We start from the raw sequence: 12,540 nt of genomic DNA on the forward strand, positions 1-12,540 counted from the left end.
GCTGCCGAAAAACCGGCAGCCATTTCAGACGCGACCTGGACGATCAGCTTTCGCCAAGCGCCCGCGCCACCCCTCTAACAATCATCCCCACCTCCCGCTCATCAATCGTCAGCGGCGGCAGCAGCCGGATCGTCTTGCCGCGAGTGATGTTGATCAGCAGCCCGTGATCCCGTGCGGCAATCAGTGTCAGGTCGCGGACCGGCTGCTTCAGTTCGATGCCGATCATCAATCCCTGACCACGAATCGCCAGCACATTCGGGTTGTCCGCCAGTTCCGCCCGCAGGCGGCTGAGCAAACGCTCGCCTTGAATCTGGGCATTCTCCAGCAGGCTCTGTTCTTCGATGATGTCGAGCACGGTGCAACCCACCCGGCAGGCCAGCGGATTGCCGCCAAAAGTGCTGCCATGACTGCCTGGCGTAAACAGTTCCGCCGCTCTGCCCCGCGCCAGGCAGGCACCGATCGGTACGCCGTTACCCAGGCCCTTGGCGAGGGTCATGACGTCGGGGACGATGCCTTCATGCTGAAACGCAAACCACCGGCCGGTGCGGCCGATGCCGGTCTGGATCTCGTCGAGCATCAGCAGCCAGGCGTGGCGATTACAGAATTCGCGCAGGGCTTTGAGGAAACCCGGCGGCGCCATTTGCACGCCGCTTTCACCCTGGATCGGCTCCACCAGAATCGCCACGATCCGCTCGCCATGCTTCTGCTGCAACTGCTCCAGCGCTTCAAGATCGCCAAACGGCACCTTGACGAAATCCCCCGGCAATTCGTTGAATCCCAGACGCACCGCCGGGCCATCGCTGGCCGATAACGTGCCGAGAGTGCGGCCATGAAACGCATTGGCCATGACCACCACCAACGGCTGCTCGATCCCCTTGCGCCAGCCATGCAGACGCGCCAGTTTCAGCGCGGTTTCGTTGGCCTCGGCACCGGAGTTGTTGAAGAACGCTCTCTCCATCCCCGACAGCTGAGTCAATTTCAGCGCCAACTGCTGCTGCCAGTCGATGCTGTAGAGGTTGGAGGTGTGCAACAGCAATCCCGCCTGCTCGCTGATCGCTGAAACAATCCGCGGATGTGAGTGGCCGACATTGGTCACCGCCACACCCGCGACGGCATCGAGGTATTCACGACCGGCCTGATCCCACAAACGGGTGCCAAGGCCTTTGGTAAAACTCAGGGCCAGCGGTTGGTACGTGTTCATCAGGGCGGCGGTCATGACTTCAAACTCCAGTGAAGGTCGGTGTGTTTGCAGTATGGTTAGCCACCAGAGCTGGATAAACTCGGCAAAACTTCAATCATTTGGAAGCAGGGCTTGATAATGGATTTGTTCCAGTCAATGAGCGTCTACGTCAAAGTCGTGGAAACCGGCAGCATGACCGCGGCCGCCTGCAGTGCGAAATGTCCACGACCATGGTCGGCAATCACCTTCGCGCACTGGAACAGCGCCTCGGCGTGCAACTGCTGCAACGTACCACCCGCCGTCAGCGGCTGACCGAATTCGGCACGGTTTACTACCAGCGTTGCCTGGAAGTACTGGGCCTGGTTCAAGACTCCGAACGGCTCGCCGAGCAAACCCTGGATGAGCCGCGTGGTTTGTTGCGGATCACCGCGCCGCTGACCTTCGGTGTCGAACGCCTGGCCCCTGCGCTCAGCGAGTTTTCCCTGCAATATCCGCAGGTGCGTATGGATGTCGTACTGACCAACAGTCGCCCGGATCTGTTGGAAAGCGGTCTCGACGTCGCGTTTCGACTCGGCCATTTCGAGCCATCGAACCTGATTGCCCGCCCCCTGATCGACTACACCCTGACCGTGTGCGCGTCTCCGGATTACGTGGCCCGACGCGGCATGCCCCTGACGCCTGAAGACCTGCGACAACACGATTGCCTTTCGTTTGCCTATCCTGCCGGTGATGACTGGCAATCAGTGGAAAAGCGCTGGCGCCTGAGCGGCCCGGACGGAGAAATCATGGTCGATGTCAGCGGGCCGATGCTGATGAATACCTCAGCCGGTTTGCATCAGGCGGCCCGCACCGGCATGGGCATCGTGATGCTGCCGGATGCGCTGGTGGAGCAGGATTTGCGCGACGGCAGACTGGTCACGGTAATGCCCGATTACCAGCCTCCGAGTCGTCCTTTGCACTTGCTGTATGCGCAGGATCGTTATCGGTTGCCGAAGCTTCGGCGCTTCGTTGAGTTTGCGATGAGGACGTGGGGGAAAAGCTGACCTGCTCCGGCACAACAAATAACCGATGGTTACCGTGTCCCCGGCTATTATCTCTCTTCCTCTTTTCAGCATGGATGCTGCGAAATGCTCACAGTTTTGCAAAACACCCCGATACGGGCCTATGTGATTTTTCTGTTGGTGGTTTATTTCGGTATCAAGGCCTTTTCTCCCACCCGTGAGAGCCGTCTTTCGATGCTCATAACACCACCGGCGTTTCTGGCGTGGTCGTTCTACTCCCTGAACTTGACGACCAATCCGACCCTGTTCTTTTGCAGTTGGACGGGCGCGCTGCTGCTGGGCAGCCTCTCGGCCTGGCTGGTTTTTTCCCGCAAGGGCGTGGTACTTGACGACTCCGCGACAGCGCTGATCATGCCGGGCACCGTCAAGATCCTGATCATGTTTCTGATGTTTTTTTTCACGAACTTTTACTTCGAATATCAAAAGAACATCCATCCGGAGCTTTACGCCTCGGCGGACATGCAGCTGCTCAAGTCCACGGTGTCGGGTTTCATGTGCGGCCTGATCGGCACCCGTTCGCTGAAGTTCTACTGGACGCTGCGAGCCCTCGCCGCCCGACAGTCGCCAGTGACCGCACAATAACCATCGCACAACCGGTGATCACGACCCGCTTTTCACCAGTACCGGTTTGTCCTGATAACGTTCGGCGAACAGTTGCTTCAACTGCGCCACTTTCGGCAGATCATTGATCACGATGTACGGATAGGTCGGATGCTCGGTGAGGAAGTCCTGATGATAGTCCTCCGCCGGATAGAAGCCGTTGAAGGTTTCCAGTCGGGTCACGATGGGTTTGCTATAGGCATGCGCCGCATCGAGCTGTGCGATGTAGGCCTGAGCCACGCGTTGCTGATCGGCATTGACCGGAAACAGCGCCGAGCGATATTGGGTGCCGCTGTCCGGGCCCTGACGGTTAAGCTCGGTCGGGTTGTGGGCCACCGAGAAGTAGATCTGCAACAGGCTGCCGTAGCTGACCTGTGTCGGATCGAAGGTGACCTGCACCGACTCGGCGTGCCCCGTATCACCCTCGCTGACCCGTTCATATTCCGCCGTATTCGCTGCGCCGCCGGCGTAACCGGAAACGGCTTTCTGCACACCTTTGACATGCTGGAAAACCCCCTGCACGCCCCAGAAACAGCCGCCGGCGAACACCGCCGTTTCGCTGTGCGCCTGGGTGTTTTCATCAAGCGCCGGCGGCGGGATGACTACCCCCTCTTCCGCACCGAAGGAAAACGCCGAGCATTGCGCTACGACCCCGGCTGCTGCAGCACCCAAAAGCACGCGACGCCAGATAGTTTGAGTGTTCATGCTGTGGACTCCTGATCAGCCGAAGGTAAAGGCGTAGGCCGACACGCCCGGGTCGAGAAACTCGATGCTGAAGGTTCGGTCCCTCACCCCATCGGTTTGCCGCACCAATTGATACAAGCGTTGCTCGGTGACCCGACCACTGCCGTCCGGCGCCACGTCGACTCCGTGGGCATCGCCCGGCGCCTGACCATCGATGGTCACTTTGAAGCGCACCGGTTTACCGTCCGTTCCCGGTCCCAGCACCAGGTGCAAATCACGGGCATGGAAGCGATAAACGATGCGGCTGGCCGGCCCGCTGGCTGTGGCGCGCTCGGCACCGACTGCCCATTGCCCGCCCAGGCTCCAGTCATTCAGGGCCAGGCTGGTCGGCGTCGTGTACGCCGCCACCTTGTCAGGCACAAGGCTGGTTTCCGGTACGAAATGTTCTGCACGCTGGTAGCCGACGTAGGTTTCCGGCGACAGCACCTGACTCATGTCCGGAGCAAGCTGCACGCCTTGGGCATCGGCATTGATCAAACCGTCGGCAACTGTTTTTGCACCGGCCTCACGCAACAATCGCTGGATGACCCGTTCCGATTCGGCGTAGTCCCCTTCACCAAAGTGGTGGTAACGAATACGCCCCTGGGCGTCGGCAAAGTAATGTGCCGGCCAGTATTCATTGCTGAAAGCGCGCCAGATCCTGTAGTCGTTATCGATGGCCACCGGGTAGTTGATGCCCAGTTCCTTCATGGCTTTGGTGACATTGCCTACATCACGCTCGAAGGCAAATTCCGGTGCATGCACCCCGATCACCACCAGGCCCTGATCCTTGTACTTCTCGGCCCAGGCCTTGACGTAAGGCAGGGTGCGCAGGCAGTTGATGCAGGAGTAGGTCCAGAAATCCACCAGCACCACCTTGCCCTTCAATGCCTGAGCATCAAGCGGCGCGGAATTGAGCCACTGCACCGCGCCATCGAGCGGCGGCAACTGGCCTTCGACCGGCAACGAGCCCGGTGCCTTCGCAGACATTTTCATCGCGCCACCAGCCGCCATCATGCTGCCGTTCGCCGCGTCATCCGCTGCGGGAATCTGCGCCATCATCGTGCCGTTGCCCTGAGGAGATTTCCCCGAAAGCCTGCCGACCAATGCCTGCTCCAGCCCTCCGGTAGAGGCCGTCGAAACCCGCGCCAGAATCCCGGTATCGAGACCCAGCGCAATGGCGGCCACGCCAGCCAGCATCGCCGCACCGAGCCCGCGACGGATCCATTCGCCGGTGCCAATCGAACGCTTCATCAGCGCGAAAACCTTACCGCCCAGCAGCAGCGCCGCCGCCAGCGACGTAGCCGCGCCCGCCGCGTAGGCGAGCAACAACAGCGTGGTGGCGATGCTTGCCCCTTGCAGCGCGGCACCGGTCAGAATCAGGCCGAGGATGGGCCCGGCGCAGGGCGCCCACAGCAGCCCGGTGGCGACACCGATCAGAAACGAAGCGCCGGGACGTGGACGGTTGTCCTGCCCCGCGACCTCCGACAGACGACTGCCGGCGGACACCAGCGGCCGGGTCAGGCGCTCGGCCAGATGCGGCAGCAGCAAGGTCAGCCCGAACAGTGCAACGAACAGCAACGCGAGCCAGCGACCGTACTGATTGACTTGCACCACCCAACCGCCGCCCACCGCCGCCAGTGTCGCGACGAGGGCGAAGGTCAGTGCCATCCCGGCCAACAGCGGCAAGCCACTCTTGATAAACGGCTGCCCGGTGCGAGCGAAGACAAAAGGCAGAACCGGCAGGATGCACGGGCTGACGATCGTCAGCACACCGCCGAGATAAGCGAGAACCAAGAGCCACATGGTGTCGTCCTGTAGTGAGAGAAGATTGCAGGCGGGCCACGACTCAAACCGCCACGGGTTTGAAGGTCATGGCCAGGCCGTTCATGCAGTAGCGCAGACCGGTGGGCTTGGGCCCGTCGTCGAACACATGGCCGAGGTGACCACCGCAACGCCGGCAGTGGACTTCCTCTCGGGTCATGCCGAAGGACCGGTCCTGGCGCGTGGCCACGGCGTGCTCCAGCGGCGCCCAGAAGCTCGGCCAGCCAGTACGGCTGTCGAACTTGGTGTCCGACGAAAACAGCGCCAGTTCGCACCCGGCGCAGGCAAACGTGCCGGCCCGATGTTCATTGTTGAGCGGGCTGCTGTAGCCGCGCTCGGTGCCCTCATTGCGCAGCACGTCGAATTGCTCGTCAGTGAGCAATGCGTGCCATTCACTGTCGCTATGAGTCACTTCAAAAGCTTCGTCTGCATAGGCCTCCGCGACCAGCGCCGAACCCGTGGATAACTTTGGCAATACACCGGCCAGCAGTGCTGCAAGCCCCAGCCCGCCGCCCGTTGCCAGAATCTGTCGCCGTGAAAACATGGCCGTCTCCCGAAATTCCAGATACCTGTCGTGGAACACAGCCTAGGCTTGGGTTGATCGCCAAATCCTCACGGGAAGTTAAACAATTCGTGATAACTCGCCCCGAGGAAAACCCGCACAATGCGCACATTGCGCCGAAGGATTGAGCTTCATGGAACAGACCAAACGCGTCCTGGTGGTCGAGGACGACCTGCACATCGCCGACCTCATTTGCCTGCACCTGCGGGACGAGCAATTCGAGGTGGTCCACAGCGCCGACGGCGATGAAGGCATGCGCCTGCTGCAACAGGGACACTGGGATGCGCTCATCCTCGACCTGATGCTGCCCGGGGTGGACGGCCTGGAAATCTGCCGCCGTGCCCGGGCCATGGCCCGCTACACACCGATCATCATCACCAGCGCCCGCTCCAGCGAACTGCACCGCATCCTTGGCCTGGAGCTGGGCGCCGACGACTATCTGGCCAAGCCGTTTTCGATGCTGGAACTGGTCGCCCGGGTCAAGGCACTGCTGCGCCGGGTGGACGCCATGGCGCGCAATCTGAAGATGGACGCCGGCAGCCTGAGTCTCGATGGCCTGACCATCGACCCTGTCACCCGTGAGGTCACCCTCGACGGCCAGCGTCTGGATCTCACGCCACGGGAATTCGACCTGCTGCATTTCTTCGCCCGTCAGCCGGGCAAGGTGTTCTCGCGCATGGACCTGCTCAACGCGGTCTGGGGCTACAGCCACGAAGGTTACGAACACACGGTCAACACCCACATCAATCGTCTGCGGGCGAAGATCGAGGCCGATCCGGCCCAGCCCGTGCGCATCCTCACGGTGTGGGGCCGTGGCTATAAATTCGGCATGAGTACGGAACAACCATGAAACTGACCCTGACGCATCGCCTGTCCCTGGTGTTCGCCGTGTTGCTGTTGGCGTGCTGCGGCACGTCGGCATGGTTGCAGGTGCGCTCCAGCCAGATGCACGAGCTGGAGGTGGTGCAGGGTCTGTCCCGTGACCTGGCGCAACACATCGCCCATGACACGGTGCTGATGGACAGCAACGGTCTGATGCCCGGCGCGGTGCGCGAGCTGTTCAGCCAGTTGATGCTGGTCAACCCGAGTGTCGAGGTGTACCTGCTCGACACCGAAGGCCGGATCGTCGGCAACGCGGCGCCGGAAGGACGCCTGCGCCGGCAGTCCGTCGATCTGCAACCGATCCGGCGACTGCTCGACGAACAACCGCTGCCGATTCTCGGCGACGACCCGCGCAGCACCGATGGCCGCAAGGTCTTCAGTGCGGCGCCGTTGCAGGTCAACGGCAAGCCGGCCGGATATCTTTACGTGGTGTTGCTCAGTGAAGCCCACGATCGCTTCGCCGAACGCGGGGCCACCAGCGCAGCGCTGAATACGGCGCTGCTGTCCATCGGGCTGGCGGCGTTCCTGTGCCTGATTGCCGGTCTGACGGCATTCAACCTGATCACCCGGCCGCTGCGTCGGTTGACCGAAACCGTGAGCCGGTTCGATATCGACGGCGTGCCCCAATCACTGCCAGCCGCACCGACACCTGTGGACAAGTCCGCCGACCCGGATGAAATCGCCGTGCTCGACGCAGCGTTCCGGCAAATGCAGAACCGCCTCGGTGAACAATGGCGCTCACTCACCCGCCAGGACCAGGAACGCCGGGAACTGGTGGCGAACATTTCCCATGACTTGCGCACGCCGCTGGCTTCGCTGCACGGTTATCTGGAAACCCTGTCGCTCAAGGACGCCACACTGTCTGCCGAAGAACGCCGTCGTTATCTGGGGATCGCCCTGGACCAGAGCCGCAAGGTCGGCGGGCTCGCGCAGTCATTGCTGGAGCTGGTGCGCCTCGAACATGGCTTTGTGCAGCCGATACTGGAGAAATTTTCCCTGACCGATCTGGTCCAGGACATTTTCCAGAAATTCGAACTCGGCGCCGAAGCCCGGAACGTCGGACTCAAGGCCAGTTTCAGCGCCAACCTGCCGACCGTCTGCGCCGACCTCGGGTTGATCGAACGGGTGCTGACCAACCTGGTCGATAACGCCTTGCGTCATACGCCGCCAGGGGGCGAAATCGAACTCGACCTGAAACCCCGGGGCGCATCGGTTGTAATCACCGTCAGCGACACCGGCCCCGGCATCGCCGCCGAGTTGCGTGAAGGTTTGTTTCTGCGTCCTTTCAATATCGGTGGTGCGCGACGGGATGGCGGACTCGGACTGCGGATCGTGCACCGGATCCTGCAACTGCACGGGTGCGAGATCTGCTTGCTGGATGTCGTCGGGCGGGGGGCGACCTTTCGCTTCTCGCTGCCGGTGGATCAACAGAACGCCGAACAACGGATCATCCGTTCGATGAACCTGAATTCGCCGGGCAAATGATCCCCATCTGGCCGTTGCTCCGTGACAACACTGCCCCTCTCCCCTAAATTAGTCGGCCTGAAAAAGCCCCCATGCTTTCTCGTCTTATCCCAAGTTAAAAAGTAGTGAAATTTCAATGTCCGATTTCAACACCGCTGAATCCGTAGTTACCCTGTCGTCCAAAGCGGAATACGAAAACTCCATCAATCTTTCACAACACATTCCACAAGCGAAGATCATCAGCGAGATGGTGCTCGACGCATTCCAGTCGACCCGCGAGAGCGAGCAGATCCGCGAACTGCGTGCCGCGATCCGTCAGGCTCACGACCGCTTCGATGACGACCAGGCCTACGAGCTGATGGGCCAGCTCAAGCGCCTGAAGGACGCCGAGGCAGCCGATATTGCGGCGCTTGAAGACCTGAGCAGCAAGTTTCCGATCAGCCGCATCCTCTCCAGTTTCAAGGACGACCCGGCATTTCAGGAAATCGTCTATGGTCTGGCTCTGAAGATCCTCAACCAGACCCATCAGGCCATCAGCAATCCAAGCGGCGGCAAGAGCAAGGCTGCCCGCGCCAGGAAAGACGTCGAAGTGTTCAGCATCAGCAAGGACGGCATCAGTGTGACCCTGCCAATGCGCACACCGCGTTCGCGTCTGAGCGTGGATCGTGAGGCGCTGGAGTTCCTCGGTTTCACTTTCGTCGGTGAAGGCGAAGAAGCGGAAATCGAGGGCGAAACCTTCGTCGACAACAGCGGTAACGAACACGCGATCAACCGCAAGAACATCATCACCGCCCTGCAGCAGCAGACCGCGTTCGACGGTTACAGCATCGCCGCGCAATAAAACCGGCGCAGACAAAAAAGCCCCGCTCTGAATCTCAGGCGGGGCTTTTTGCTGTTCGGCTTTGCGGGATTACGTCGAAGGATGCACGGCTGCAATCATGTCGACTTCAATGGCCGCGTTTTTCGGCAACTGATAGACACCGACGGTGGTGCGCGTGTGCCGCCCGGCATCACCCAATACATGACTGAAAACGTCCGATGCGCCGTTGGCCACTTCGCTCAGGTCAACGAAGTCCGGGGTCGACTTCACATAGACGGTGACCCGCAACAACGCCCTGACCTTGTCCAGCGAACCGATCGCATCGACGATGAACGCCAGGCAGCGCATGGCGCTGATGCTCGCGGCAGCCTGGGCGTCCTCGAGGGTCAGCTCCAGCCCGACCCGGCCGGGATACTGAATCTTTCCTTCCGTACGCGGCACCATACCGCTGATATACAGCTCATCGTGATGACGCACCAACGGCGAGTAATTGCCGCCCACGGTGTTCTCGCCATTGATGTCGTAATTCAGCTCTTTTGCCAGGGCAATGAAGCGTTCGTCGCAGGTCATCCTCTCAGTCATTTCGCCCAGCCTCTTGAACGATGCGTGAAGAATTGCAGATTACGACAGTCGGGCGCCGAGCAGTGCATCGCGCCGTAACTGACAGGGTTGGATCCAAATCTAGGGCTTTTGTCGAAACACTGCAACCTGTGGTGGCTTGTACAAAAAAGCCCCGCACGACATTAAGCGTGCAGGGCTTTACGCAGACTTCGAAACGACTCTAAACAGCGCTCAATCGCTCGACCATATCAGGGAATTTTTCCACCAAACGGATCAGCAAGGCAGCTTGAGCGTTGGGCTTGGATTTCTCCTGTTCCCAGTTTCTTAGGGTGCTTGGACTTGTCCTGATTCGTCTGGCAAAAACGGCCTGTGACATGTGCAGTTTTTCCCGTAACGCTACGATTTCCTGAGCACCGACTTCAGGAGCTGGTTTCTCCTCAAGCGTCGTATTACGTAACGTGATTTTTCCTTCGCGTTGAGCCGCCATCTCATCAACGCCCTGCATCAACTCTGCAAACAGGTCGCGTTTTTTCATGGGGTACCTCGTGTTTTCAACTCTTTCTCTATAGCTCCCTTGAGCGCCTTCTCTTGCTCGGCGGTCAAATTCTCAAGCTCATCTTTGTCATAAATCGCAAACATCCAGAACTGGCCATCATTCATAAGCCAATAATAAATAACTCGCAAGCCGCCTCGCCTGCCCTTGCCACGACGAACATCAACCCAACGCAGTTTTCGGAAGCCGCCTGTTCGTGGCATGACATCGCCTGCATGCGGATTGCTTTGCATGTAGGTCTGCAGCTCACGATATTCGTCGTCCGTGAGGTAATGACCCAGGTTTGCGGTGAATAGTGTGGTTTCAAAGAATACTGTTCTCATTCAAAAACTATAAGCAAATTGCCTATAGCTGAACAATAAACACCTTTCGCGGCGAATAAACAATCCTCAACAAAAAACCCCGCTCATCTCTCGATGAACGGGGTTTCTCGTACAGCGTTCGAACCTTACGGCGCGTACGTCAGCAGCAGCTCGGTCGGCACCTTGAAGTCCAGGGACATCATGACGCTCAACGCGGTGATGGTGAAGATCGAGAACACGAACAGCTTGCGTGCCCAGACCGTATCATCCACCGCCTTGTAGCCGGTCCAGGCCATGTACAGCCAGTACATGCCCATGGCCGCGGCGACGGCGAGGTAGCTCATGCCGGCGTAGCCGCTGAAGGTCAACATCAGGGTCGCCACGAGGAACGCCAGGATGTAGAACAGGATGTGCTTCTTGGCCACCTGGATTCCGCGCTTCACTGGCAGCACCGGAATCGATGCGGCCAGGTAATCGTTGAAGCGGAAGATCGCGATGGCGTAGGAATGCGGCATCTGCCACAGGCTGAACATCACCAGCAGGGTCAGCGCGGCCATGTCGAAGCTGTTGGTCACGGCCACGTAACCGATCACCGGCGGCATGGCGCCCGACAGACTGCCCACCAGCGTGCCGTGAACCGACTTGCGCTTGAGGTACAGGCTGTAGAAGCCGACGTAGATGATGAAGCCGATCACGGCGAACAGGGCAGCCAACGGGTTGGCCACCTTGTACAGCAACGCAACGCCGGCGACACCCAGGACGGTCGCATAGACCAGGGCCAGCTTCAGGGAGATAAGGCCCTGGACCAGCACCCGGTTTTTGGTGCGCTCCATCTTCAGGTCGATGTCGCGGTCGATGCAGTTGTTGAACACGCAACCGGAGGCCACGACCAGGGACGTGCCGATCATGGCGGCCAGGAACACCGCCAGATCCACATGCCCTTTCGAGGCCAGGAAGAACCCGCCTGCCACAGAAAGCACGTTACCGAAAATGATCCCCGGTTTGGTGATTTGGATAAAGTGCTTGAGCGACATCGGGTCTACCTCACTTCGCCATCATGAACGTATGGATGCTGAACATGATCCACAGCGACAGGCCGACCAGCAGCAGGATCACGATGGCCGTAAAGACGAACGCGATCACGTTGTTACGCTGAGCCACGGAGCGGTCCAGGTGCAGGAAGTAATACAGGTGAACGATCACCTGGATCACCGCGAACAGCAGGACGATTGCCAGCGTGGTGGACTTCGGCAGGGTCGGGAACATCACCAGGCCGAACGGGATGACGGTCAGGATCACCGACAGGATGAAGCCGATGGCGTACGACTTTACGCTGCCGTGGCCAGCATCATGGCTGTCATGGGAGTGTGCATTAGCCATTACAGGGTCCCCATCAGGTAAACAACGGTGAATACGCAGATCCACACCACGTCCAGGAAGTGCCAGAACAGGCTCAGGCAGCTCAGACGGGTCTTGTTCGTCGCCGTCAGGCCGTGCTTGTTGACCTGGTACATCATGATGCCCATCCAGATCAGACCTGCGGATACGTGCAGACCGTGGGTACCGACCAGGGTGAAGAACGCCGACAGGAAGCCCGAACGGCTAGGACCGAAGCCCTCGGAGATCAGCAGGTGGAACTCGTTGATCTCCATGGCGATGAAGCCTGCGCCGAGCAGGAAGGTCAGGAACAGCCAGCCCAGAACCTGCTGCTTTTTACCCTTGTACAACGCCAGCATGGCGAAGCCGTAGGTGATCGAGCTGAACAACAGCAGAGCGGTTTCGCCCAGCACGTATGGCAGTTCGAAGATGTCGTGGCCCGACGGGCCACCGGCAACGTTGTTTACCAGTACCGCGTACACCGCAAAGATCGATGCAAACAGAATGCAGTCGGTCATCAGGTAGAGCCAGAAACCGTATACGGTCATCTCGCCCGAGTCGTGGTGATGGTCGTCATGCCCATGGTCATGGCCATGGGCGTGTCCAGCATTGGTCACTAAGTTCGACATTG

The 12,540-nt window shown here is 59.8% G+C and carries 14 protein-coding genes and 1 pseudogene; 5 read left to right on the plus strand and 10 right to left on the minus strand.

Annotated features, from left to right (window positions below):
* Positions 1 to 43: 43 nt before the first annotated feature.
* Positions 44 to 1,216, minus strand: coding sequence for an aspartate aminotransferase family protein (locus tag BBF94_RS23385; RefSeq protein WP_065261328.1), 1,173 nt, complete (start codon positions 1,214 to 1,216; stop codon positions 44 to 46).
* A gap of 102 nt (positions 1,217 to 1,318) precedes the next feature.
* Here BBF94_RS23385 and BBF94_RS23390 point away from each other — a divergent pair.
* Both BBF94_RS23390 and BBF94_RS23395 read left to right on the plus strand, forming a co-directional pair.
* A pseudogene (locus tag BBF94_RS23390) lies at positions 1,319 to 2,223 on the plus strand (LysR family transcriptional regulator).
* An 84-nt stretch (positions 2,224 to 2,307) separates the two neighbouring features.
* Positions 2,308 to 2,823, plus strand: a complete 516-nt coding sequence (locus BBF94_RS23395) for a hypothetical protein (RefSeq protein WP_065261329.1) — start codon at positions 2,308 to 2,310, stop codon at positions 2,821 to 2,823.
* Positions 2,824 to 2,841: 18 nt separating this feature from the next.
* Here the strand turns inward: BBF94_RS23395 and msrA are convergent, their stop codons facing one another.
* Genes msrA through msrB form a run of 3 tightly spaced genes read right to left on the minus strand, consistent with a single transcriptional unit; the run spans position 2,842 to position 5,932 of the window.
* Positions 2,842 to 3,546 (minus strand): peptide-methionine (S)-S-oxide reductase MsrA, encoded by a 705-nt coding sequence (msrA, locus tag BBF94_RS23400; protein WP_065261330.1) that lies wholly within the window; start codon positions 3,544 to 3,546, stop codon positions 2,842 to 2,844.
* Between the two features lie 15 nt (positions 3,547 to 3,561).
* The gene (locus BBF94_RS23405; protein WP_065261331.1) at positions 3,562 to 5,370 is read right to left on the minus strand and encodes a cytochrome c biogenesis protein DipZ; all 1,809 of its coding nucleotides are present in this window, start codon (positions 5,368 to 5,370) and stop codon (positions 3,562 to 3,564) included.
* Positions 5,371 to 5,413: 43 nt separating this feature from the next.
* The gene (gene msrB, locus BBF94_RS23410) at positions 5,414 to 5,932 is read right to left on the minus strand and encodes a peptide-methionine (R)-S-oxide reductase MsrB (protein WP_065261332.1); all 519 of its coding nucleotides are present in this window, start codon (positions 5,930 to 5,932) and stop codon (positions 5,414 to 5,416) included.
* A 151-nt stretch (positions 5,933 to 6,083) separates the two neighbouring features.
* Between msrB and BBF94_RS23415 the strand changes: the two genes are divergently transcribed.
* The 3 genes from BBF94_RS23415 to BBF94_RS23425 all read left to right on the plus strand — a co-directional run bounded on the left by BBF94_RS23415 (position 6,084) and on the right by BBF94_RS23425 (position 9,137).
* Positions 6,084 to 6,800 (plus strand): response regulator transcription factor, encoded by a 717-nt coding sequence (locus tag BBF94_RS23415; protein WP_065261333.1) that lies wholly within the window; start codon positions 6,084 to 6,086, stop codon positions 6,798 to 6,800.
* Positions 6,797 to 8,317: a sensor histidine kinase gene (locus BBF94_RS23420; protein WP_065261334.1), complete on the plus strand. Its 1,521-nt coding sequence runs from the start codon at positions 6,797 to 6,799 to the stop codon at positions 8,315 to 8,317. The genes BBF94_RS23415 and BBF94_RS23420 overlap by 4 nt, the downstream gene beginning before the upstream one ends.
* A 115-nt stretch (positions 8,318 to 8,432) precedes the next feature.
* The gene (locus BBF94_RS23425; RefSeq protein WP_065261335.1) at positions 8,433 to 9,137 is read left to right on the plus strand and encodes a hypothetical protein; all 705 of its coding nucleotides are present in this window, start codon (positions 8,433 to 8,435) and stop codon (positions 9,135 to 9,137) included.
* A 69-nt stretch (positions 9,138 to 9,206) separates the two neighbouring features.
* Here the strand turns inward: BBF94_RS23425 and BBF94_RS23430 are convergent, their stop codons facing one another.
* From BBF94_RS23430 to BBF94_RS23455, 6 genes are all read right to left on the minus strand, one after another.
* Complete coding sequence (locus BBF94_RS23430) at positions 9,207 to 9,698, minus strand: RidA family protein (RefSeq protein ID WP_065261336.1); 492 nt, start codon at positions 9,696 to 9,698, stop codon at positions 9,207 to 9,209.
* Between the two features lie 199 nt (positions 9,699 to 9,897).
* Complete coding sequence (locus tag BBF94_RS23435; RefSeq protein ID WP_065261337.1) at positions 9,898 to 10,212, minus strand: helix-turn-helix domain-containing protein; 315 nt, start codon at positions 10,210 to 10,212, stop codon at positions 9,898 to 9,900.
* On the minus strand, positions 10,209 to 10,553 hold the full coding sequence (locus BBF94_RS23440) for a toxin (protein WP_065261338.1): 345 nt from the start codon (positions 10,551 to 10,553) through the stop codon (positions 10,209 to 10,211). Before BBF94_RS23440 ends, BBF94_RS23435 begins: the two co-directional genes overlap by 4 nt.
* 125 nt (positions 10,554 to 10,678) lie before the next feature.
* Complete coding sequence (cyoE, locus tag BBF94_RS23445; protein ID WP_039765651.1) at positions 10,679 to 11,566, minus strand: heme o synthase; 888 nt, start codon at positions 11,564 to 11,566, stop codon at positions 10,679 to 10,681.
* A 10-nt stretch (positions 11,567 to 11,576) separates the two neighbouring features.
* The gene (cyoD, locus tag BBF94_RS23450; protein ID WP_065261339.1) at positions 11,577 to 11,912 is read right to left on the minus strand and encodes a cytochrome o ubiquinol oxidase subunit IV; all 336 of its coding nucleotides are present in this window, start codon (positions 11,910 to 11,912) and stop codon (positions 11,577 to 11,579) included.
* Complete coding sequence (locus BBF94_RS23455) at positions 11,912 to 12,538, minus strand: cytochrome o ubiquinol oxidase subunit III (RefSeq protein ID WP_065261340.1); 627 nt, start codon at positions 12,536 to 12,538, stop codon at positions 11,912 to 11,914. The genes cyoD and BBF94_RS23455 overlap by 1 nt, the downstream gene beginning before the upstream one ends.
* Between the last annotated feature and the right edge of the window lie 2 nt (positions 12,539 to 12,540).

It is taken from the genome of Pseudomonas bananamidigenes, assembly GCF_001679645.1.
Classification (GTDB): Bacteria; Pseudomonadota; Gammaproteobacteria; order Pseudomonadales; family Pseudomonadaceae; genus Aquipseudomonas; species Aquipseudomonas bananamidigenes.